Here is a 21,148-nt window from a genome sequence, read left to right as displayed (position 1 = left end):
TATTCATCAGTTCGAGAAAGGAACGAGATATGCCCGAGCAACAAACGAAACCCAAGAAGCTGAGCATGGTTCAGCAATCCATTGAGGATGCGCGCAACGCGCCTGCGTTTACGCCCGAGATGCAGGCACAGCTGGACACACTGGTCAGCGCACCGATGACCGGCAGCGAGGTCAACGACCTCACCGCACGCCTGAAACGCGCGATCATCGAGCGCGCGCTGGCTGCTGAGATGAGCCTGCATCTGGGCTACGCACCCGGCGAAGACAAGCCCGCAGGCGTTGCCAACCATCGCAACGGCAGCAGCGGCAAGACGCTCCTCACCGACACCGGCCCGCTCAGGATCGACATCCCGCGCGACCGCAGCGGCGCGTTCGAACCCCTGATCGTCCCCAAGCATGGCCGCCGCTACGAAGGCTTTGATGACTTGATCCTGTCGATGTATGCACGCGGCATGAGCACGCGCGACATCCGCGCGCACCTGACCGAGATGTATCACGTCGAGGTGTCGCCGGATTTCATCAGCACCGTGACCGATGAAGTCATGGCCGAAGTCTCTGCCTGGCAGGCCCGACCGCTGGAGCCGATGTACCCCGTGATCTTCTTCGACGCGTTGCGGGTCAAGATCCGCGACGACGGCCTGGTCAGGAACAAGGCGGTCTATCTTGCGCTGGGCATCCTGCCCGACGGCAGCCGCGACATTCTCGGGCTGTGGATCGAACACACCGAAGGGGCCAAGTTCTGGCTCAAGGTCTTCAACGACTTGAAGACGCGCGGCGTGGAGGACGTGCTGATCGCCGTTTCCGATGGTCTGAAAGGGATTCCAGAGGCGCTTGCTGCGGCGTATCCGGAAGCCGTCCTGCAAACCTGCATCGTGCACTTGATCCGCAACAGCCTGGACTATGCCAGTTGGAAGGATCGCAAAGCCGTCGCAGCGGCGCTGCGTCCGATCTACACCGCGACGAGCGCAGACGCCGCAGAAGTCGCGCTGACGGCGTTCGCGCAATCCGAATGGGGAACGAAACTGCCGCATGTCGCTGCGGCCTGGCGGCGTGCATGGGACTACGTGACGCCATTCTTTGCGTTCCCGCCCGAGATTCGGCGGGTGATTTACACCACCAATGCCATCGAATCGGTCAACGCGCGCATCCGCAAGGCGATCAAGACACGCGGGCATTTCCCCAACGACGAGGCGGCGACCAAGCTGATCTGGCTGGCGCTGAGAAACATCACCAAGGAATGGGCAATGCCGGTGTTTCACTGGAAAGCCGCGATGGTGCAATTCGCCATCCAGTTCGGGGATCGCTTTACGAAACGTGTCGCGTAAAATCAGGCAGCAATCAATGAAACATCAACCGCCTTGCACACAAAATTCAGGACACTCCCAGCCATTCTGGCAGAATCTGCGGCAATGCCGCTTCGGGCACGATAGCAACCCTCTTCTTGCTTGGCATACATGCTCCTTTCTTTCGACATGGGATGCCTCACACACAAAATTTCGGACAGACTCGGCTGAAGAGGACGAGGTCAATGTGGCCCGGATTAATTCTGCTGGCACTGTTTGGGTGCGCCTTGGTTGCCCCAAGCAAGAAAGGTGGATGGCTGCCCACCGGTGCCGGGTGAATGCTGTAATGATTGGTGTAGGCGCGGTTTTTGATTACCATGCCGGTACGATTAATCGGGCGCCAGAATGGATGCAGAACGCGGAGCTGGAGTGGCTGCACCGCTTGTGCTCAGAACCGCCGCTTGTGGAAGCGCTATCTTGTTACGAATACTGTCTTTGTTGCCAAGGCGATGCTGCAATTGCTTCGTCGATAATTCGATTTGGTTATTGCCATTCTTCATGACGGGTTAAAAATAAACCGGGTACCTGATTATTTGGGTTAGTTTCGATGCTCTTCAGAAGAGCGGGCCAAGTGTCAGATGTCGCCTCCCTTATGGATGTTGCATGGTGCTTATTCTTGGGCTAGAATTCCGTCTTTGAGTAGGAGGCGCGTAGCTCAGCTGGTTAGAGCACCACCTTGACATGGTGGGGGTCGTTGGTTCGAGTCCAATCGCGCCTACCAATAAATCAAGGAGTTAAGTGAATGGCTTAACTCCTTTTTTATTGTGGGGTTAGGCCGGGGTTAGGTTGTAGGTCATAAAGTGGCCACAAAATTGACCGCTGTATATTTGCTTTTGTCATATTTTCTGTTCGCAACTTGGGTGCTTAACGTATAGGTCGCGAGCTGTCGGTGCCTGCGCGCCACGGGGTTTTTATGCGCTTTTCGATAAAGCCCGTAACGTCCGCTTCGCGATAGCGTACCAGGCGCCCGGACTTCACGTAGGGAAGATCGTAGCGACCGGTGCAGCGCCAAACAGCCAGCGTATGTCCCGTGACGCCAAGAATGTCGGCAACTTGTTCCGATGTCAGTAGTTTAGTGTCCACGTCTTTTGCTCCTGAATGTAGAAATCATGTTCCGGCGTCTATCCGGACTTGCCTATCGACCGCCTTAAATCCATCGGGTTTGCCGTCCGGTGTGGCCGGCACGCAATACCCATCCTCGATTCGCCAAGAGCGCCGACCATTGCACTTGGCGAGCATTTCAGCGACACCGGACTCCGCGAGCGCCAGCGCAGCCATCCCCTGACCGGAGCGCAGTAGCGCTTCCCGGCGTGGATCGCTTTGCTGGCGCATCCAGTCAGCGCGTTCAACAGCAAACAACCGCTGTTCAACGCGCCAGGTAACGAGACTGCCCGCCGTGGCGAACACAAGACCTGTGATCGCCACGGCTACCACGATGCGCACAGGACTCATTCGACGCAAAAGGCGTGCGCCAATTTCCTCCGTCTGGTGCGCTGATGCCACCAATACCGCCATGATCGGATCATGCTCATCAATGGCGATGCCGCTGCGCTCAAAAATGGTCACGCGCAGGCGTGCAGTGTCCATCTTGGTATCCATCACCAAGCCAGCGCCCGCAACTGATCGAATACATCGCGCCCGAAAGTCTTGATGCGCTGCTTTTCCATCAAGGTGTAATCCGAGGAGGCCAGCGCCTGTGAAATGGTGTGGCGCTGGGTATTGAGCTTGCGAATGTCCGCGCCATAGGTCGCGGCATTGCGCTTGAATAGTGTCACTGACCCGGTCAGCTTCGACGCACTTTGCTTGTAGGCCTGGGTCTCGATGAACGGCTTGCCTTCGGCAGTCTTGATCTCGCCGAAGTGTTCATTGAACCAGACGACCACACGAGTGCCGTTGACCTTCTGTGCGATGGCATAGAAACCGTTGGCGGTATCCGCCAAGGTGTCGCCACCGCCGACAATGGTATGGACATAGACGGTCTTGCCGGCATCCTTCAGCAGTGGGAAGACCTCGTTCTCGATCATGTAGGCGAGCAGATTTGAGAAAGTATTGGCACCGGTATCGATGACGAAATTACCCTCCTCCGTCAGCAACGTCTCCATCAAGGCGTCGAACTTCTTCGGGTCGATCAGTCGCGACTGGTCGGCCACCGCCACATGACGCACGGCCAACGCCTCATAGTGCGCAAACGTCGTGTTTTCCTGATCGGTATCGAAACAGCGCACGGCGCCGGTTTCGTTGATCAGGTGCTGGGCCAGCAGTGTGCTGATAAACGACTTGCCGATGCCGCCTTTGGCCTGGAGGACGAAGTGAATGGAATTTTTCATGGAATACCTTTCATTTAAGAAGATCGGGAATACCCCGTGGGTCGTAATCGAAAGTGAGCCTATCCGAATTTTTGTGTGTAAGGCATATTCATCAGTTCGAGAAAGGAACGAGATATGCCCGAGCAACAAACGAAACCCAAGAAGCTGAGCATGGTTCAGCAATCCATTGAGGATGCGCGCAACGCGCCTGCGTTTACGCCCGAGATGCAGGCACAGCTGGACACACTGGTCAGCGCACCGATGACCGGCAGCGAGGTCAACGACCTCACCGCACGCCTGAAACGCGCGATCATCGAGCGCGCGCTGGCTGCTGAGATGAGCCTGCATCTGGGCTACGCACCCGGCGAAGACAAGCCCGCAGGCGTTGCCAACCATCGCAACGGCAGCAGCGGCAAGACGCTCCTCACCGACACCGGCCCGCTCAGGATCGACATCCCGCGCGACCGCAGCGGCGCGTTCGAACCCCTGATCGTCCCCAAGCATGGCCGCCGCTACGAAGGCTTTGATGACTTGATCCTGTCGATGTATGCACGCGGCATGAGCACGCGCGACATCCGCGCGCACCTGACCGAGATGTATCACGTCGAGGTGTCGCCGGATTTCATCAGCACCGTGACCGATGAAGTCATGGCCGAAGTCTCTGCCTGGCAGGCCCGACCGCTGGAGCCGATGTACCCCGTGATCTTCTTCGACGCGTTGCGGGTCAAGATCCGCGACGACGGCCTGGTCAGGAACAAGGCGGTCTATCTTGCGCTGGGCATCCTGCCCGACGGCAGCCGCGACATTCTCGGGCTGTGGATCGAACACACCGAAGGGGCCAAGTTCTGGCTCAAGGTCTTCAACGACTTGAAGACGCGCGGCGTGGAGGACGTGCTGATCGCCGTTTCCGATGGTCTGAAAGGGATTCCAGAGGCGCTTGCTGCGGCGTATCCGGAAGCCGTCCTGCAAACCTGCATCGTGCACTTGATCCGCAACAGCCTGGACTATGCCAGTTGGAAGGATCGCAAAGCCGTCGCAGCGGCGCTGCGTCCGATCTACACCGCGACGAGCGCAGACGCCGCAGAAGTCGCGCTGACGGCGTTCGCGCAATCCGAATGGGGAACGAAACTGCCGCATGTCGCTGCGGCCTGGCGGCGTGCATGGGACTACGTGACGCCATTCTTTGCGTTCCCGCCCGAGATTCGGCGGGTGATTTACACCACCAATGCCATCGAATCGGTCAACGCGCGCATCCGCAAGGCGATCAAGACACGCGGGCATTTCCCCAACGACGAGGCGGCGACCAAGCTGATCTGGCTGGCGCTGAGAAACATCACCAAGGAATGGGCAATGCCGGTGTTTCACTGGAAAGCCGCGATGGTGCAATTCGCCATCCAGTTCGGGGATCGCTTTACGAAACGTGTCGCGTAAAATCAGGCAGCAATCAATGAAACATCAACCGCCTTGCACACAAAATTCAGGACACTCCCTCGAAAGTCGGTGGGCGCGTTGCCCCCACCTTCACTGCCGTAATTGGCGGCGACGTTGCTGGCGCAACCACGCCGACTGTTTCAGTTCCTATCGGAGCGCTTTGCACGGGCTTGGCATGCTGTCCCAGCCTCACCCGCTGGTTTCTTTTACGCTGTCGATGCAAATAGGTCTTGAAGGTCGCTAGCGTCATGTCGAACCCATTACCGTTCAACAGCGCCACTATCTCGACTTGAGATGCTCCAGCGGCCAGCTTGGCTTCGATGTCAGGCCACAGTGGCAGCAACTTTTTTGTATTGCGGGCGATAGGCAGCTCGTGGATGGCGTCTTTAACGTTCATCAATGCTCCCCGTGCGCACTGAATGTCTACTTTCTGTCTCTCTTCTGTCACCCGTTTGTTTCTCTTCGGTTTCCCAGTTGTTACTTTTCTGTTGTCTTTGTGTTTTCTTTTTCTGAATTTGTGCTTCATTGCAGGCCGAAGCTGAAGCTTCGGCAATATGGACGCTCTTTCGGGAGTCTTTAACTCCCGAAAACCCCACCACACCAAACGCACTTACAAAATGCCCGCCAATCCGCGCCGCTACGCGGCATTGCTGTAAACACCCGTTTACAAATGTGTGCACATCGCGCCGCAAAGCGTTGCTGGGTACGGAATGGATGTTTACATTTGTAGTCATGAGGGCGATCCCGCGCGTTCGGATTTACCGCCCAATTCGTCGAGCACGGCTTCAACCTGGCGAATCGTGCTGGAGGGAAGACCGCGTTCCTTGAGTCGCGTGGCAATGACGGTTCGCGGCGGCAGATCAGGCACGTCCTGTGTCTTCTTCCCTCCAACGGCACCTTGGACATCGGCTACCGTTGTTGCCAGCTCGTCCAGGCGGTGCAGGATCATGGCAATGCCGGTATCGCTGGCGACGCGATCACTGCCGATCAGTCCCTTGATATAGGCCGATACCGTCTTTCCATTCAGCACGGCGGCTCCGCTCAGTCGCACATCGTCGGCATCATCCAGTCGCAGGCTAATGACTCTGCTCATCGAAAATCTCCAAAATTAACGGTTACGTTGCAGGTTCGGCGCGGGTGCTTCTTGCCGGAGTTGTTGCTGCGGTACGGGCTGGCGCGCACGCTGAATATCCAGTGCCGCCGTCTTGACGTTGTCACGGCTGATCGCCGCAGGCAGTTCAGTACGTGAGTTCGTGTAGACCTTCACGTCGTAGCGGGCGCGGCTCAGGGCGACGTAATACAGATCCTTGCCGGTGGTCAGGCTGCGCGTGTTGAGGTCCATCATCATCCGATCCGTGGACAAGCCCTGTGCGCCATGTACCGTACTGGCATAGGCATGCTCAAGATGCAGCGGGTGACGGCCATCCAGATCAATGCGCCGTCCCTTTTCGTTTTCGAGGCGAATACGGTCGGGGGTAACTTCCATTACGCGCACCCGGTCGCCATTCGAGACATCGAGGGCGGGATCATTGCGCGTGACGCGCGCCCAGTCGCCCGGTGCAAATTCGCTATCGGTCTTCTCGTACACGCTCAGCTGGGTATGGGAGCGCGGATTGATTTCAAGTTGGCGTCCGTCATCAGTCGTCAGTACCAGGCCGTTATGACTGGCGATATCCGTCACGCGATATAGCATTCCTCGCGTGAGACCGGTTCGCTCATAGTCCCTTTCCGGCTGCACATAGTTGCCAATCTTGTAACTCGGCGCATTACGGCGTTCGGCCTGGGTCAAGTCAATGCGTGACAACGTGTCGAATTCGCGGCCCTTGCCTTCGATGCCGAGTTCTAGCCGAATAAGAGAATTGATTTCCCGGCGTGCCGCATTGGTCCCCGACACGATCAATGTGCGTTCGCGTTCGGCCGCTGCCAGCGCGGCGTAGTCGCGTGCAATCTCGTCATAGCGGGTACGATCATCGACGACTTCGTAGACATGCCGGTCGATATGTTTGAGCGATTCTTCCGCGTGGCCTTTTGCAGCAAGTTCGACAGCCGGTTTTAGCTCAGGGGTTTTTTGGCGCTGGATTTGATCGACGATGGCGGTTTGCATCCCGTTCGCCTGCAATTGCGCGAATGGTCTGCCGGCTTCGATGGCCTTCAACTGCTGCACGTCACCAGCGAGCACGATCCGCGATTGGTAGCGTACCGCGACTTTCAGTGCCGCTTCCATCTGTCGCGTAGGGACGAGACCGGCTTCGTCAATCACGATGACCGTTCGTTCGTCGATGTTCTTGTCTTTGGCAACGAGGAAGGTGGCCAAGGTTGAAGCGTTCAGACCCTCGGCCTGCAGGCGCTCGACCTGATTAGCATAGGGCGCCAGCACGACCATGCGATAACCCTGCTGTTCTGCAACTTGTGCGGTGGCTTTGATGAGATGGGATTTGCCTACACCTGCCGACCCCTGAATACCGGAGAGACGGTGTTTGCCGATCAATACCATTCGCGCTGCTTCCCGCTGGCCGGGATTGAGATCGGTCGGAGCAAGCGCATGGTCGGCAAGCGCGGGCGTCATGATCGCAGGCAGACGATTCCGGCCTTCGCGTTCCATGCGCAGGATGGCCTGCTCGGTCTGCCAGGCAGACTGAGTCGTATACCGAATTTCGTTCTGCACCAATCTGCCCTTACGAATGCCTTCATCAATGGCAACTGTCTTCTCAGGTAAGGACATACGCTGGTCACTATCCAAAACGGCTTCCCAATGGGATCGGGGTTTCCCCGGTGCTGACTCGCGGTCACCAGCCAGAGAGTATTGCGCCTGCTCCGCAATCACTTCACCCGATTCAATACGCTTGGTGAGTTCAGTTCGTAATTCGCTATGTGTGGCGCGGCCCACGGCATGCTGCATCGCCGTCGTCATCAGCATGCCGTCGAGCATCACGGATTGACGCTCGGTCAAATGCGCAATGGCAAAGTCGAGCGATTCACGGGCCGCACCTTCTTGTGATGAATTGTTCGCTGGACGGCGTTCGCCGAGATCGTAGCTGATTCCCACGGCTTGGCTTTTCTGTTTCCAGTGCGCCATCAGCAAGCGTTTGTCCTGTTCGGCCAGACGATCTTTCTTCGGCCGCGTGGCCAGCGCAATGACTTGCTTTTCCAGGGTAGAGGCGTCAGCACGCGACTTGCCGCGACTGTCGAGAGCCGCTTCGATTATCTGACTGCGTTGGCTGAAGGCCTCAATTTGTGTCCGACTGATATGGGCCAGCTCAAAACTGCCTTCCTTGTCACTGAGGCGAATTTCATAACCGAGGTTCTGCAGTTCGCGCGCCAGGCTGGCGCGATAGGCGGCGCCGATCAGCTTGGTATGCTTGAACAGTGCTTCATTCGATAGTGCGCGCCACTGACCGTCATGGCGTTGAGTCATGTTCATGACGACGACGTGAGTATGCAGTTGCGGGTCTTTGGCGCGTGACAACTCGTGATCAAATGCAGCCGTCACCAGATTGTCGGTATATTCGCGATGGCTTTTGCCATTGACCTTCTTGCGCCCAATGGCCTGCTGTTCCATCAATACGAGCGCGTCGCGCACTGCCTTCTGATGCGCGGCGATGATGGCCTGGTCACCACCGATCAGAGCCTGTATGGAAACACTCTTGGGCGCCGAGAACGTGAAGTCCCAACCATGGCGCTTGGAGGCCGTGCGAGGGTCAAACTTTTCATGAATGTTGCCGCCAGTGGGCAGGCGACCTTCGAGTAAGGCTCGAAATTGTTTCGGATCAACCGCACCCTCCAACCCCAGCAGCTTCGCCCCCTTGCCCAGCCAGGAGCCGTTGCCTTCCTTCGCGTAATAGTCATCCTGTGCAGAAAAATAGTGCGCGGCACGACCAGCGTTCTCGATGGGGTGATTGGTCAGCACGGGTTATCTCCAAGTCACTCCAGAATCGCCGCATGCCGCAGCGGATAGTGGCGTGGTGTCAGCTTGATACGCGTAATCGGCAGATCACCTGCAAAGGCCAGGTATCCCGTCAGTTCCGGCAAGGATTGAATCTCGGAGGGCATGACCACGCGTTCGCGTTCGATACGCAGCGTTCGACTGCGACTGCCGCCGCGATCATTAGCGGACTCGCCCAGCGTTTCGCGTTCGACCTCGTGCTCGCCCAGGCTCTTGCTCAGGTCTTCTGCCGTCTTGCTGTCGGCGCGACCACCACCGAGGACCAGGATGTTGCGGAAGCAACTGCGCAGCACCGTTGCATCCTTCTCGCCATTGGTGCGATCCAACTGGGCCGTGGACTGAATCCCCGCCACGATACGCAGGCCGTGTTTGCGCCCCTTGGTCGCAGCATCTTCCAGCGAGGGAAGTTTTTGCAGGCTGTCCAGTTCGTCAATGACCATCCATATTCGCCGAACCGGACTTTCCGGCAAACTCAGAATCGACGTGCACAGAATGTCCACCCAAGTCGACACCAATGGCTTCAGCGCTTCGAGCATATCCTCGCGCCAGGTGATGTACAGATTCCCTTCGCCTTCTTCCAGCCAGCGGCGAATGGAGAACGAGCCGTCATCTCTCAGGTATTGGTGTGGGTCGAGATATTTGGCAAGGATGAAGCGTGCACTGGAGAGTGCCTGCTTGGCGCCGACGAACAAACCTTCGGCTTCGGTATTGGCAAGGAACTCTTTCAGTGATTCGTCACTCTCCGTTGAAAGTAATTTGATTAGTGAAAAAATATCCGTGTTATTCACTGAAGCCATTTTCTTGGTCGCCGCCTGAAACAGCAGACGTGCATAGCCGTTCCATTCTTCGGCATCGTCGGTCAGCCCCTTGGGCACAACAGACAGTGCATATCGCTTGAAGTCATATTCATCATGCAGCTCGTTGAAGATGCTCCAGTTTTCCGAGCGCGTATCGAAGGGATTCAGAATCACGTCCCCCGGAAAATAAAACCGCGACAGGAAGCTGCCATTCGGATCGACGATAATCAATCGGTCACCACGACGCAGGATGGTTTCGATCACCTGTGCCAGTGCAACGGTCTTGCCTGTTCCCGTGGCACCCGTTACCAGCAAATGCAGGGTTTCCAGCCAGATCGGAATCGGTGTATCGGCCACGAGTACCTGAGTCTTACCCGCTTCACGCGTTTGCCGCTGCAAGCTGCGATGGCTGGTCATGCGCGTACCGCGCAGGAAGCGGCGAAACCCCGCGCCGCCGAATTGCGTATCGTAATGTTGAACGATACGGTGAGCGATAAAGAGTCCACTCGCCAAACCGACGCCCAGTGCGCCCATCAGAAATTGATCCTGCGGCGTCAATCTGGCGATTCGCACCAAACCACGCGCCACGGGTCGTTCAATGCCGTAACGCCATGCCGCCATGCACAACCAGGAGACGATAGGCAATCCGAACAGAATCCCCAGAAAGACATAGTTTTTATCGTCGCGAGTCATGGTAAGAGGCCCTTAAGACCCGCCTGAATAATCCATTGCGGCTGACTGACAGTCGGTGCGGCTAACGGCAATCTGCGGCGTACCAATACTTTCGGTGCAGCGTTCTGATCCGGTTCCGGTAACTGTGGTCGGAAAATCAGCCAATCATCGGGCTGTCGTGTACGAGAGCGCGTGGGAGTTTCTACCAAGTCATCATTGCGAGCGATGGAAACAGGCCGGTTCTTAACCAGTCCTATTTCTCGCTCCAGCGCGGTTACGTTCTGACGATGTAGCGTTACGCGTGCAGAAATATCCTGAACCTTGTCTGGTGGTGTTCGGGCCACTTGAGCGTTGCGCCATTCGGTCTCGGCAGTACCCAGCTCACGGGTTTCCTTGGCAAGCTCATCCTGCAAGATGCTCATGCGCGTGGTGTCACGCTCACGCTGTACAGACGGATCAACTCGCATCGAGTTTTGGGAGGCAAGCGGGTACGCCGACACCTGCCCAAAAGCAGATGTGGCCGAGAGACCAGTGGTAAAACTAAACAGCAACCACAGGCGTATCGGCATCCGCATAATAAATCTCCGAGATATACCGTTTTCCTTCAGACCGTTTGAGCTGGATCACGATTGGGATGATCGAGCGCACGTAATCGATGACCAGCGATTTATCAATGCTCGGAAATCCCTGCATCACCATCAACGCCAGTTGCTCGAAAGCAAGGCGTGGACTGTCGGAATGTATGGTCGTGATTGATCCCGGATGCCCGCTGTTGATGGTACGCAGGTAGGTAAAGGCTTCCTTGCCGCGCAGCTCACCGAGCAGGATGCGATCGGGCCGCAGCCGCAATGTGGCTTCACAGAGTTCCTGTGCCGTCACCTGTGCCAGGCCTTGCTCACCGCGTGAGTAAAACAGCCTCACGACATTGGTTTGCGGGGGCCGCAATTCGCGGGCATCTTCAATGATGACAAGTCGTTCGTGTTCGGGGATTTCCTTCAACATGGCATTGAGCAGCGTGGTCTTGCCGGTATCGGTACCGGCCGAGATCAGGATGTTCTTGCGCATCTTGACGGCGATGCGCAGGAATCTTCCATACTCACGATTTGCATAGACGGTACGCAGCGTATTTTCGGTTTCTCTCTCCAGCATCGAGATTTGGTTGGTCAGCGTGAATGCACCGGCCTTGTCGTAATCATCCAGGCTTAAATTGAGCACGGCGGGTTTGCGTATCGACAGTACGACGTTGCGACCCGCTGCCGGTGGCAGTACAAACTGGATGCGATAGCCGTTGGGAAGCTCCGCAGAAAGGAGAGGTTTCTCTTTGCTGACTTCCTGCTCGGTACTGGTCGCCACCTGTTGCGCCAGTTCCAGTAGAACTTCGTGAGTCAGTTCTTCCGCTTCATGGCGTTCCATATAAGGCTGGCCTTGTTTGGCAATCCATATTTCACGGGCACCGTTGACGGATATTTCCGTCACGTCAGGTTCATCAAGCCACTGCTGCAACGGCATCAGATGCGTGCGTAACGCAGCACCGCCTGGTACCTGTACTAGATCGCTGCGATTTACCGGTTGCCCTGACAGGACTGATTCATCGGATTCGGATGATTGCTGTTCGCGGAACATCGCCGATTGAACATTTGCATTCATGGCTTGTCGCTCCTTTGATTAAGGCAAGACCAGATCAGCTTGATCATTCGTCTCTGCGCGCAAACGACAGAAATCCAGATCGCGATTTAGGAAGACCTTGATCCGTTCTCCTTGATGAACCGTATTCGTTGGCGGGATGTTCGCGTAGGGCGCCAGTACGCTATTCGAGGTGCGGGCAAAACTCTGTTGCACGGCGCTGCGATAGGCGTCCGCCGAGTTGTAGTTGCTGTCTGAACCCACGCTTGATGTGCCAGCCCCGGCACCGATGATGCTGAGCAGTGCCGACATGCCGAAGATTTGCGCGAAATGATTGTCTGTTTCGCCCTGCAACCCGGCCTGGCCCAAGGCATCCGTTGCACCCGAGTCGAGAGTGATTTCCACGCCATCGGGACGGATCAGACGATTCCAGATAACGAATACGCGTACCTGTCCCTTGCTGACTGCTGTGTTATAGACGCCGTTCAGACGCGAGCCAGGCGTCACCAGTGCCTCCTGTCCTTGTTCGGCGTACAAGGGGTTCGAGACCACGGCCCGGATCTGCCCCGGCAGATCGGTATTGATGGCCGTTTCCAATTCGGCGTCGATCATCTTGCCTTGCAGGGCCAGACAATCCAGATTGCCGACTCGGCGTGGGGTGGCCGTCACTACAGTTCGGCCGCTCATCTGTTGCGCAAAAGCGCGGTTAGGGTCATTCGACTCGCTGCTATCGGGTCGATTGCCGTAGCCCGATGCCAGTTGCAATCCAGGGATATTGAAGGATGCTGGAACACCCGATGGCGCTGCGGTTGCCGTCGCGTTAATCGACGAACCGCCACCTTTCACGATGATGTCGGACTTGGTACGGGCGTCATCGAGCTGGTCTGCCTTGCGACGCAAGGCAATGGCCTCGGTATCGTCGGTCGGTTTACCGGATGACTTGTCCTGTTGGTTCGAATTGGCGGACTGTAAGGGTTCGACGGGTCGCGCCGGCATCACGGGCGGTCGGTAGTCGCGTACCGAGGGTTCGTCCGTCAGTTCCGCTGCGCGGGCTTCATTACGCAGCGCCTTTGCCTGCTTGCTATCGTGGGTCAGTACGAAAAAAAGTATTACCAGTGTCACGACCACGAAACCGACCTTGCTTAACCAGTCGCCTTTGATGATGCGCTTGACGCGCTCGCCGGAGAACTTGCGGCCTTCATGGGCGGCGTTATCCGTTTGCTCTTCCCAATCATGAATCGCCTGTTCACGGTTGGCGGAAGCGTTCGTGGTTTTTGGTTCATTCGTGTTTGATGGAGGTTTCATGTCTTGCCCCCAAACTTGATCGACTTGCGTACTGTCGTATTGGTGGTCTGGAACGGCTTGTCTTCATTGAACAGGCACAGGGATTCGTTGCCATCGCGCAGGGTGTACAGGCTGCCGACGCGTTCGATCACCACATACCTACCCTCCATCCGATAGTTCACGACCGACTCGTTACCTTTGGGATCGACAGCAAAGAAAGCCGGCAGGTTGGTGTGCTCGGCGAATTCGAGGTAGGTGAACAAGCCATCGTCGCAGGCACGTAGAAGCTTGACGTTGTTACTACCGGAGACCGAGTAATTGCAATTGCGAATCTTGACCTTGGTGGCGAGATCATCCTTGGCTTGCTTACTACTGGACTTGCGAACAGCCGCTGGGTTGATGGCGATATCGCCTTCCGGGCCATAGCTGAAGCGCAGTAGATAGGTCGCATCCAGTTTGGACCTGGATGTTGTACCGGTGAGTCGAAAGTAATAGGTACGGCGATCCGTCACGACAGTGAGGTTGGTTACTGCATGCGGCTCGACCGGTTTCAGGTGGACACGATTGCCCATCGGATGCGCCTGCCAAGCAATCGTGTCGCCCAGTGTCAGGTATTGCACCGTCTCGCCCTGCTCGAATTCAATGGTCGTGGTGAACCGGTAATTACCGGTGACCTCATACACTTCAGCAGCGTTATAGACCACTTGACGTATCCGTTGGTCGGTTGCCATGGGCTGCGGAATACGCTCCGCATGCGCGGCGTGGCTGATCATCACTGCCGCTAGAAGGGCGATGGCTTTGTTCATTGGGAAACCCCTTTGTTCGAGGATGCAATTGGATTAGCGATTTCCTGATCCGTGCGGTAGGCAATTGCACGGAAGTTGAGCGGATTGATGATGCGATCCTCGTTGCTCAAGGCGCGCTCACTGTAGCGGAAGGTCACTGTGGCGACATAGGGCTTTTCTACCGGCAGCATTTGCGAACCGGGAAACTCTTCGATGGCGACGAAGCGCACCTGATAGGTATTGCTGGCATTCGGCAGCGGTAGCGCGGTGTTGACCTCGATGCGACGGCGTACCTTGTAGCCGTAGCGTTTTACGGCACTGGCATCGTTGTATTGGGAGTTGTCGTCTTCGTATTGCTGCCAGACATTGCCGTCCGACATTACGCGCACCATCTTGATATGCGTCGCGTAATCCTGCGGATCGTAGGTTTCGCGTGCCGTGACATAGCGGGCCACATCACTGCGCTGGATAGCTTCTTTCTGAGTCAAGTCGCTAACGCTTTTGCCGTATTCCACCGAGGTGACCAATCCCGTATGCGAGTCCACCGTCACGGCCAGTGGGACCAGTTTCTCCAGGGGAAGCATCATGGCAACGGCGGTCACTGCGCCGGCAGCAATCAGGCCGGCGACCAAGGTTGCAACGAACCAGCGGTTGCGTTCGACGACGACGGCGCCGTGACTGAGGTATTCCCATTCCTTTGCGCCGGGATCGGCTTGGATGGTGGGCGGCATAGTGGGGATCGGTGACATGTCCATTCGCGTTCCTCTCAGGTTTTTGTGCGTCCGCCCATTGACAGGCGTGGTCCACGCCGACCAGCGGCGGCTAGTGCCCTCGACGCGGAACGAACGACATGGCCGGTGGCATCGCCGACGTAGCTCATGGAGCCGATCAGAGCCTGTGCATGACCATCCGCCTTGCGCAGGACAAACAGTAGCGCCAGAAAAATCATCAGCAGTGGGAGGACACGTCCTTGGAGCTGCGCCGCGTTCATCGTACTGGCGCTGTAGAGATCGCCTTCCGGGACAACGGCCTGATAAATGCCATAACCAAGCCCTAGCGTCGCGTAGATGAGCAGTTGAAAGATAACGAGTGTCACCAGAGAGCCGATCCAGTTCTTGAACCATTGCCGGGTCGAATCGAACAGGCAGAAGGCAACGAAGATCGGCCCCATCCCAAGCGTGATGGCAACAAGTAGCTTGGCTAACAGCAACAGGAATATGGCGAACGCAATCAGGCAGAGAGTGACGACGAAGACTGCCGCGCCCAAACTCCACATCACCAAATCCCAGCCTGAGCGAGACCAGATCGAGAATGCCGTAACCATTCCCCGGTCATAGAGTTCATCCAGTGCCGACGGTGCAGTGTGCCCAAGGGAAATTGTCGAGGAGAACATATCGGGACTCTTGGTAAAAACATCGTAGAAATATCCGAACCAGTCCCAGTTCAAAGCGGTATAGGTGACGAATCCGACTAGCAGGATGTTGCGGAAAGCCGTTTGGTACAGGTGCTGGATTTGACCGGTCATCACCATGTATCCGTATAGGGCAACAAACAAGGTGACAGCGGCCCACAACGGCGTGCTCACCGCATTGGCGACTGGCCCGAAGACGCGGGTCACAAAGTCGGCCGTGACCTGATCGGTAACAGTCAGCACGGTTGCAGGCAGCCCCACAGTTAACCTCTCTGAAGAGCAAGAAAGCGTTGTTTCACGCGATCATCCAATAGATGATCGCGCGTGATATTGCCCTCGATGCCGATTTCGCTTGCACGCTGTTGTAAATCCGCAATGCACTCGCTTTTTTGTTTCTCACTTACGGCAGATATTTTGTCCTTCGCCGAAAATTTGAGTCCGTTGTATTGCCCGATAAACATCTCGGGTTTATAGAGTGCAGCAGCACAGGACGGAGCCAGACCGTTACGGGGCGCAATCCATCTCAGGAACTGACCATCGCTGGCGCTAAGCAGCGGATTACCCAGCTTGCCGCAGGCGGACAGGGCAATGAAGGCTGCAACAATCAATAAACGTCGTTTGTTCATGTCGTCCTCACAATGGGTTCATGGGAAAGCGGGGTTGGGCTGCACGGGGAACCTGCGGCACCGACGCAGGGAGACTTCAAAGTAGAGTTCGAGGCGCAACTCGCCACAGATAGCGCGGCCAGCACAACGATAATCGTGAAGGGCTTCATGGCTAGCGTGTCCTGTATTGATAGTTGGCGTCGTAGCGCAGCATCTCCGCATTCGTCGCCTGGGCCTGTACCCGGTCGTTTGCCGCGCTGGCGTTGAGGTTGTTTTGTACGGCGGCCAGCCGCGCCACTGAGATTTGCAACATGGCGTTTTCAGATACCAGACGGTTGTTGAGGTCGGTGGCTTCCTTGACGTTCTGTGTGCTGTCGATGCGCTGAATCAACTGCTCGATATTCTTGCGGTGCGTTTCCACCGAGTCATAGGTAGCATCGGTCACGGCGAAGGCAGCGCGTGTGTTGTCGTAACTGAGCTTGTAGGCGCCAGTGCTGCGGCTGGAATCGTTCGCAAACAGCGCAGGATCGACACGTCTCATGAGGTTCTCGTAGTAATCCATTTTGCTTTTGAATTTGCCGGCCTGTTGTAGGCTGACGACCTCCTGCCATGAACCCGGTACGATGCCGGCTGCTGAAAGTGTTTCACCCTGCATCAGCCCACCGAGACCATAGCTACCGGTCACCGCCGCGTACTGGCTTTTCAACTGCTCTAATTGGGCTTTGAGCTGGGCGACCTGTTCGACCATCTGCCCGTACTGCGCAATGTTTTGCTGAAGATTTGAGGCATCAATCACGGCCCATTGGGCGTAGGTATTGCCCACCATACCAAACCCGCCGGAAAGCCAAAAGAATGCGGCCAGCCAGATCAAACGTAATTTAAGAATTTTCATTTTGCGTTCTCCATAAAAACAGGTAACCACGCTTCGGGGTCTTCGCTGTCGAGTTCGTGCATGATGCTGTGCATCAAGCGCAGGTTGCCCTCGTTGCCCGAGAGCACTGGCAGGAAGCGACGCAGGTCTGGGGTATCTAGCCCGGTACGCACGACGACGCTGTCGTTGCCATGTTTGACCAGCGCCAGCCGCTCTTCGGGTTCCCACTCACGCACCAACTCGAATTCACGCTGCGACAGGCCGAAGACCTTGCGGTAATCGTGTTCGTCTGCCCGATCACAGGCGAAATAAAGAAAGGTCACCGGCTGTTTGACCAGGCTGTCGGATTGCTCGTCGTGGGATAGCTTGAGGTCAGGGGTAATGAAGATGACTACGCCATTCTTCTTACGAATGGTCATCAACCAATCGTCGATACGTGCGCGGAAATAGGCACTGCGGCGGAGCTTCCAGCCTTCCTCCAGCACGATGATGAACGGCTCACCATCCATGATGAGGTCGATGCGATGGAACAGGTATTCCAATACGGCCAGTAGTGCAGACTCGTCCTGGATAATGCGGGTCGTATTGAAGTAGCAGAACCGCGCGTCGAGCTTGAATCGATCATGGGCGTTGTCAAACAGCCCAGCGTACTTGCCACCCGGCAACCACGTTGCTAACCGACTGCGCAGACTGCCGCCGCGCGCAAGACCGAAGTAGCTCGCGATTTCGATCAGGTTGCGCTCGGATGCGGGATGGCGATAGCTACCGTCGATGGCAGCTTGAATCACTTGGCGCTCGTCAGCATCTAATGGCATGCCACTCGCGGCAACCCGGTTCTCCAGCCACTGGGAAAGGAAAGCGCGATTGACCGGCGTATCGGGCAACGACAGAGGGTTGAAGCCGCTCGGCTCGCCCATGGCGACATCAGTCACCGCCGCACCACATGCCCGTGCAAAGATTTCGCCGCCGTTCTTGTCGTCGAAATAGAAAATTCGTGGATTGATTTTCTGCACCTGCGCCAGCAGCAGGTTGATCAACGTCGACTTGCCGGTACCCGTAGGAGCCGCGACATGAACATGTCCAGGTGAATACGGTCCTTGACCGACATGGAAATTCAGGTAGTACGGCGTCTTGCTTTCCGTTTCCAGCACAGTGATCGCCTTGCCCCACCAATTGCCATCGGGGCGACCACGGGCGAAGTTGTGCAGGCTGGCAAAACCGGCCAGGTTCGCCGTTGATATGCGACGCTTCCTTGCGACGTATTGGAAGTTACCGGGGAGCTGTGCCCAGAAGCAGGCCTCAAGATTCAATGTCTCGCGTGTTGCCTGGATATTGAGATCGATAAAGCAGTCCTCAACGGAAACCAGTGCACGGTCAAGTGATGAGAGTTGATTGTCCGCAGCCTTGACCAATACCGACAGGTGATGCCAACCCATTGCTACACGCCCGGAAGCGACATCGCTCATGGCGTCGGTCAGATCGTCGATTTGATCCGCTGCCTTGTCTTCGGACTGATCGAGACGTTTCTGTTGTACCTCTATTTCTTTGGTCGAAGTTGGTCTGTCCTCAAAATGGTAGGACTGCGTAATGACCATCTCGACCGGCAGATTGAGGAACTTGTCCAGCATGTCGTAATCGGTCAGGTCGGGATATTCCTTCACGCTTAGGAAGGCGCCGAGCTGGCTTTGGGTCCAGCCGCGCACTTCCATGGCTTCGTTCCCAAATATCGGCCGGTTTTTGCCCAGATAGTCGCGGATCGGCATGCGCGGTACGCGCACTTCGGTGTCCTGCCAGTTGATGAGGTAGTAAAGGAACCGCAGCGCATCGGAATGCCAGCCATCGTGTTTCCGGTACATGCCGAGCAGCCGGGGCTCGTAAGCAGACAATGACTGCAATACGCGGCGCGTGACATCATGCAGTTCTTGCGCGCAGCGACGGCGCCAGTAATCCAATTTGTCGCGCTGGCGCTTGTGGCTCATATAGGCGAAACGATCTTTCGCACCCACTACGACGCCAGACTTGTAGGGGAACTTGATGATCGAGAGGTAAATCTCGTTCACGTACTGCTCGTTCTGTTCGTGCTTGCGCTGCCAGGCAGCATTCAGTTCGGCGCAGAAGCGATTCGGGAAATCACCCTCCGGATATTCGAAGTGCCGACGGCGCACGACATGCACCGTCACGCCGAAATCGCTCTTCGCAATTGAACGGATCAACCGATTCCGAAAACGCTTTTGCCGCTTGAGGTCTTCTTCATCACGGGTCTGAAATGCAAGGCCTTCGAGCTTGACGATCTGGATCAACTGGTCATCTTCAGTGAGCAGTGTGCTTTCGTCGTAGTGGGCAACATAGGGAATGAATTTCCGCAGCCGACATTCCTTCCTCTTGGCGTCGCTGCCTGCCGGTGCAGTGCTATCGAACAAGTCACCAAAACTCAGGCCCAGATTAGTCAGGGTCATAGCTAGTGCCTCCCCATTGATGTTTGTTCGCGCCTTTGCCCGTCAATGCAAAGCCGGCCCACCAGATGCTGAAGTAGTCAGCGTCATCCAAGCACTTCCAGAAGCACAGCAGATGAAACAGCGCAGTTGCTGGCAACACCCACATCGAGCGAGTGACAAGGAAGGCAATCGACCAGACTATGACTTCGAGGATGAAGCAATCAAGCGTGACGCCGAGCACCATGGCGTCGCGGGTCATGCCTTGATAGAGGGGGTCTTCGCGATCCATGATCAGGCGCAAGTCAGGTGCGGATTTGATCGACGATCAGGACAGCGCCGAATACCACCACAATGCCAATGACAGAGGCCAACGCTTTGCGTTTGTCCATCATGCCGTACTTCATGCGGTAGCCGATGGCGGCAATGGTGACCACGGCAGAAGCTACTGCCCACTGGTTGGTCATGAGATCAACGGCTTTATTGAGCAGGCGAGAAATTGGATCGTCGGCGTAGGCTGGCAGGGCAATGAGTGCAAGCGTTAGCGAAACCCATATGCGCTTCAATAAATGAACAATGCGATGCGGATGACATTTTGGCCGCTTGATTGAAGTCATTGCCATGCTGTTTCCTTTCTTCGATGGACGCCCCTATGACAATTTGTAATTGGAGGGAGCGACCGTTAGAGAAAGCATAGGCGCGGGTAATCAATTTGAAAATATCGAAACGCGCCCGGTTTCGATATTGCACTCGTTAAAATATTGTGATAACTAAAAAATATTCCAGAATTCTCAGCTTCGCTGAACAACAACCGTATCTCAGAGAAATGATCTGTCGCAAAATGCAGAAAAGCGGGATTGACGCAGAATCGAATTTCCCTTCACAGCAAAGACCTGATGAGGCCTAATTCGACTGCCTTTTCGACGGCATGTCGCTTGGCTGGCACGTCGAGCTTTCTGTACAGACGCCGGTAGCGCGCCTCGGCAAGCGCCAGGGTAATGCCCAGTTCACGCGCAGCTTCTGCGGCGGTTGCATGCTCCTGAGCCTTGCATAGCAATTTCAAGTCTAGTTTGTCCAGGTCGAGGTCAGACACGTTGTTGTCATGCAGCCTGGAGTCGAACCACTCCAGCAGTTCGAGCCCAAATGCTCGCATGAGATTTCGATGTGCGTCGAAACTACGTTGCGCTCGATCCGGTCCTTCACCTGTTCCAAGGTGAAGCAGCCCGATCCAGGTTGATGAGGCGCTATGCACGGGAACAACAATGCTGGAACGAAACCCATGCTCGCCTGCCGAGGCCACCATTCGCTCTTGACCAGGGCTGGTCAAAGGAATGTCAGACGCAAGGATGGGACTGGAATTTTTCAGTACATATCCGATAAACGGGTCAATCGCGTACCACTTGTTTTGAATATACAGATAACACCATTCTGGTACACATCCGAAGACATATCGATAGTGTTCTCGCTCGCCGCTTCTAAAGAAAGCGCCAAAGACAAAGTATTGGAAATCGAAGAACTGCACGATTCGCAGCGCGGCAGCATCTACATCAACTTCCGTTTCGTAGCCACCGATCAATGAAATGCAATCGTTGGCATGCTCAACGGAAGTAATGATTTCAGGTGAGTGCTTTTCCATTGACGCGAC

General features: G+C 56.1%; 24 protein-coding genes and 1 tRNA gene. 4 read left to right on the top strand and 21 right to left on the bottom strand.

Annotated elements, in window-relative coordinates; translation table 11 throughout:
• Positions 1-119 precede the first annotated feature (119 nt).
• Entirely contained in the window at positions 120-1,325 is a 1,206-nt protein-coding gene (locus PG1C_RS09685) for an IS256 family transposase (protein ID WP_414629203.1), read from the top strand.
• 2 nt (positions 1,326-1,327) lie between these two features.
• Here the strand turns inward: PG1C_RS09685 and PG1C_RS14760 are convergent, their stop codons facing one another.
• The gene (locus PG1C_RS14760) at positions 1,328-1,456 is read right to left on the bottom strand and encodes a hypothetical protein (RefSeq protein ID WP_257719916.1); all 129 of its coding nucleotides are present in this window, start codon (positions 1,454-1,456) and stop codon (positions 1,328-1,330) included.
• Between the two features lie 74 nt (positions 1,457-1,530).
• On the opposite strand from PG1C_RS14760, the gene PG1C_RS14865 reads away from it, so the two are divergent.
• Both PG1C_RS14865 and PG1C_RS09675 read left to right on the top strand, forming a co-directional pair.
• On the top strand, positions 1,531-1,845 hold the full coding sequence (locus tag PG1C_RS14865; RefSeq protein ID WP_284431819.1) for a WecB/TagA/CpsF family glycosyltransferase: 315 nt from the start codon (positions 1,531-1,533) through the stop codon (positions 1,843-1,845).
• Positions 1,846-1,987: 142 nt separating this feature from the next.
• A tRNA-Val gene (locus PG1C_RS09675) sits at positions 1,988-2,064 on the top strand.
• Between the two features lie 143 nt (positions 2,065-2,207).
• Here PG1C_RS09675 and PG1C_RS09670 read toward each other — a convergent pair.
• From PG1C_RS09670 to PG1C_RS09660, 3 genes are read right to left on the bottom strand one after another with little or no spacing between them, the layout of a single operon-like run.
• Positions 2,208-2,426 (bottom strand): helix-turn-helix domain-containing protein, encoded by a 219-nt coding sequence (locus PG1C_RS09670; protein ID WP_202634593.1) that lies wholly within the window; start codon positions 2,424-2,426, stop codon positions 2,208-2,210.
• Between the two features lie 24 nt (positions 2,427-2,450).
• Positions 2,451-2,930, bottom strand: a complete 480-nt coding sequence (locus tag PG1C_RS09665) for a hypothetical protein (RefSeq protein WP_202634592.1) — start codon at positions 2,928-2,930, stop codon at positions 2,451-2,453.
• 11 nt (positions 2,931-2,941) lie between these two features.
• The gene (locus PG1C_RS09660) at positions 2,942-3,670 is read right to left on the bottom strand and encodes a P-loop NTPase family protein (RefSeq protein WP_202634591.1); all 729 of its coding nucleotides are present in this window, start codon (positions 3,668-3,670) and stop codon (positions 2,942-2,944) included.
• Between the two features lie 204 nt (positions 3,671-3,874).
• On the opposite strand from PG1C_RS09660, the gene PG1C_RS09655 reads away from it, so the two are divergent.
• Positions 3,875-5,080 carry an IS256 family transposase gene (locus PG1C_RS09655; protein WP_414629203.1) on the top strand — a complete coding sequence of 402 codons (1,206 nt, stop codon included), beginning with the start codon at positions 3,875-3,877 and terminating at the stop codon, positions 5,078-5,080.
• Positions 5,081-5,126: 46 nt separating this feature from the next.
• Here PG1C_RS09655 and PG1C_RS09650 read toward each other — a convergent pair whose 3' ends face one another.
• The 17 genes from PG1C_RS09650 to PG1C_RS09570 form a co-directional block, all read right to left on the bottom strand.
• Positions 5,127-5,477, bottom strand: a complete 351-nt coding sequence (locus tag PG1C_RS09650) for a hypothetical protein (RefSeq protein ID WP_202634590.1) — start codon at positions 5,475-5,477, stop codon at positions 5,127-5,129.
• A complete protein-coding gene (locus PG1C_RS09645; protein WP_202634589.1) occupies positions 5,467-5,814 on the bottom strand; it encodes a hypothetical protein in 348 nt (115 codons plus the stop codon). The genes PG1C_RS09650 and PG1C_RS09645 overlap by 11 nt, the downstream gene beginning before the upstream one ends.
• Positions 5,811-6,173, bottom strand: coding sequence for a hypothetical protein (locus tag PG1C_RS09640; RefSeq protein WP_202634588.1), 363 nt, complete (start codon positions 6,171-6,173; stop codon positions 5,811-5,813). Before PG1C_RS09640 ends, PG1C_RS09645 begins: the two co-directional genes overlap by 4 nt.
• 15 nt (positions 6,174-6,188) lie before the next feature.
• Positions 6,189-8,987, bottom strand: coding sequence for a MobF family relaxase (mobF, locus tag PG1C_RS09635; protein WP_202634587.1), 2,799 nt, complete (start codon positions 8,985-8,987; stop codon positions 6,189-6,191).
• A gap of 14 nt (positions 8,988-9,001) precedes the next feature.
• Positions 9,002-10,513 carry a type IV secretion system DNA-binding domain-containing protein gene (locus tag PG1C_RS09630; protein WP_202634586.1) on the bottom strand — a complete coding sequence of 504 codons (1,512 nt, stop codon included), beginning with the start codon at positions 10,511-10,513 and terminating at the stop codon, positions 9,002-9,004.
• Positions 10,510-11,067, bottom strand: a complete 558-nt coding sequence (locus tag PG1C_RS09625; RefSeq protein WP_202634585.1) for a hypothetical protein — start codon at positions 11,065-11,067, stop codon at positions 10,510-10,512. Before PG1C_RS09625 ends, PG1C_RS09630 begins: the two co-directional genes overlap by 4 nt.
• Positions 11,033-12,139 carry a P-type DNA transfer ATPase VirB11 gene (gene virB11 / locus PG1C_RS09620; protein ID WP_202634584.1) on the bottom strand — a complete coding sequence of 369 codons (1,107 nt, stop codon included), beginning with the start codon at positions 12,137-12,139 and terminating at the stop codon, positions 11,033-11,035. Before virB11 ends, PG1C_RS09625 begins: the two co-directional genes overlap by 35 nt.
• Before the next feature lie 18 nt (positions 12,140-12,157).
• Complete coding sequence (locus tag PG1C_RS09615) at positions 12,158-13,420, bottom strand: TraB/TrbI/VirB10 family type IV secretion system protein (protein ID WP_202634583.1); 1,263 nt, start codon at positions 13,418-13,420, stop codon at positions 12,158-12,160.
• The gene (gene virB9 / locus PG1C_RS09610) at positions 13,417-14,205 is read right to left on the bottom strand and encodes a P-type conjugative transfer protein VirB9 (RefSeq protein ID WP_202634582.1); all 789 of its coding nucleotides are present in this window, start codon (positions 14,203-14,205) and stop codon (positions 13,417-13,419) included. The genes PG1C_RS09615 and virB9 overlap by 4 nt, the downstream gene beginning before the upstream one ends.
• On the bottom strand, positions 14,202-14,933 hold the full coding sequence (locus PG1C_RS09605) for a VirB8 family type IV secretion system protein (RefSeq protein ID WP_202634581.1): 732 nt from the start codon (positions 14,931-14,933) through the stop codon (positions 14,202-14,204). The genes virB9 and PG1C_RS09605 overlap by 4 nt, the downstream gene beginning before the upstream one ends.
• A 17-nt stretch (positions 14,934-14,950) precedes the next feature.
• Positions 14,951-15,838, bottom strand: coding sequence for a TrbL/VirB6 family protein (locus tag PG1C_RS09600; protein WP_202634580.1), 888 nt, complete (start codon positions 15,836-15,838; stop codon positions 14,951-14,953).
• 20 nt (positions 15,839-15,858) lie between these two features.
• The gene (locus tag PG1C_RS09595) at positions 15,859-16,221 is read right to left on the bottom strand and encodes a hypothetical protein (protein ID WP_202634579.1); all 363 of its coding nucleotides are present in this window, start codon (positions 16,219-16,221) and stop codon (positions 15,859-15,861) included.
• Positions 16,222-16,372: 151 nt separating this feature from the next.
• Positions 16,373-17,092: a TrbJ/VirB5 family protein gene (locus tag PG1C_RS09590; protein ID WP_202634578.1), complete on the bottom strand. Its 720-nt coding sequence runs from the start codon at positions 17,090-17,092 to the stop codon at positions 16,373-16,375.
• Positions 17,089-19,491, bottom strand: a complete 2,403-nt coding sequence (locus PG1C_RS09585) for a VirB4 family type IV secretion/conjugal transfer ATPase (RefSeq protein WP_202634577.1) — start codon at positions 19,489-19,491, stop codon at positions 17,089-17,091. Before PG1C_RS09585 ends, PG1C_RS09590 begins: the two co-directional genes overlap by 4 nt.
• A gap of 22 nt (positions 19,492-19,513) precedes the next feature.
• On the bottom strand, positions 19,514-19,795 hold the full coding sequence (locus tag PG1C_RS09580) for a VirB3 family type IV secretion system protein (protein ID WP_202634576.1): 282 nt from the start codon (positions 19,793-19,795) through the stop codon (positions 19,514-19,516).
• Between the two features lie 13 nt (positions 19,796-19,808).
• Positions 19,809-20,126 carry a TrbC/VirB2 family protein gene (locus PG1C_RS09575; protein WP_202634575.1) on the bottom strand — a complete coding sequence of 106 codons (318 nt, stop codon included), beginning with the start codon at positions 20,124-20,126 and terminating at the stop codon, positions 19,809-19,811.
• 257 nt (positions 20,127-20,383) lie between these two features.
• Entirely contained in the window at positions 20,384-21,139 is a 756-nt protein-coding gene (locus PG1C_RS09570; RefSeq protein WP_202634574.1) for an autoinducer binding domain-containing protein, read from the bottom strand.
• Positions 21,140-21,148: the final 9 nt, after the last annotated feature.

The organism is Rugosibacter aromaticivorans (assembly GCF_000934545.1).
Lineage (GTDB): Bacteria > Pseudomonadota > Gammaproteobacteria > Burkholderiales > Rhodocyclaceae > Rugosibacter > Rugosibacter aromaticivorans.
The sequence above is the reverse complement of the archived record's forward strand: the minus strand, read 5'-3'. Positions and strand labels throughout refer to the sequence as shown.

Coding starts and splice junctions, on each gene's coding strand:
- PG1C_RS09650 (WP_202634590.1), bottom strand. CDS start 5,477: ATGAACGTTAAAGACGCCATCCACGAGCTGCCTATCGCCCGCAATACA.
- PG1C_RS09630 (WP_202634586.1), bottom strand. CDS start 10,513: ATGACTCGCGACGATAAAAACTATGTCTTTCTGGGGATTCTGTTCGGA.
- PG1C_RS09590 (WP_202634578.1), bottom strand. CDS start 17,092: ATGAAAATTCTTAAATTACGTTTGATCTGGCTGGCCGCATTCTTTTGG.
- PG1C_RS09615 (WP_202634583.1), bottom strand. CDS start 13,420: ATGAAACCTCCATCAAACACGAATGAACCAAAAACCACGAACGCTTCC.
- PG1C_RS09570 (WP_202634574.1), bottom strand. CDS start 21,139: ATGGAAAAGCACTCACCTGAAATCATTACTTCCGTTGAGCATGCCAAC.
- PG1C_RS09575 (WP_202634575.1), bottom strand. CDS start 20,126: ATGGCAATGACTTCAATCAAGCGGCCAAAATGTCATCCGCATCGCATT.
- PG1C_RS09625 (WP_202634585.1), bottom strand. CDS start 11,067: ATGCGGATGCCGATACGCCTGTGGTTGCTGTTTAGTTTTACCACTGGT.
- PG1C_RS09640 (WP_202634588.1), bottom strand. CDS start 6,173: ATGAGCAGAGTCATTAGCCTGCGACTGGATGATGCCGACGATGTGCGA.
- virB11 (WP_202634584.1), bottom strand. CDS start 12,139: ATGAATGCAAATGTTCAATCGGCGATGTTCCGCGAACAGCAATCATCC.
- PG1C_RS09580 (WP_202634576.1), bottom strand. CDS start 19,795: ATGGATCGCGAAGACCCCCTCTATCAAGGCATGACCCGCGACGCCATG.
- PG1C_RS09605 (WP_202634581.1), bottom strand. CDS start 14,933: ATGTCACCGATCCCCACTATGCCGCCCACCATCCAAGCCGATCCCGGC.
- PG1C_RS09595 (WP_202634579.1), bottom strand. CDS start 16,221: ATGAACAAACGACGTTTATTGATTGTTGCAGCCTTCATTGCCCTGTCC.
- PG1C_RS14760 (WP_257719916.1), bottom strand. CDS start 1,456: ATGTATGCCAAGCAAGAAGAGGGTTGCTATCGTGCCCGAAGCGGCATT.
- PG1C_RS09655 (WP_414629203.1), top strand. CDS start 3,875: ATGCAGGCACAGCTGGACACACTGGTCAGCGCACCGATGACCGGCAGC.
- PG1C_RS09685 (WP_414629203.1), top strand. CDS start 120: ATGCAGGCACAGCTGGACACACTGGTCAGCGCACCGATGACCGGCAGC.
- PG1C_RS09660 (WP_202634591.1), bottom strand. CDS start 3,670: ATGAAAAATTCCATTCACTTCGTCCTCCAGGCCAAAGGCGGCATCGGC.
- PG1C_RS09665 (WP_202634592.1), bottom strand. CDS start 2,930: ATGGACACTGCACGCCTGCGCGTGACCATTTTTGAGCGCAGCGGCATC.
- PG1C_RS09645 (WP_202634589.1), bottom strand. CDS start 5,814: ATGACTACAAATGTAAACATCCATTCCGTACCCAGCAACGCTTTGCGG.
- virB9 (WP_202634582.1), bottom strand. CDS start 14,205: ATGAACAAAGCCATCGCCCTTCTAGCGGCAGTGATGATCAGCCACGCC.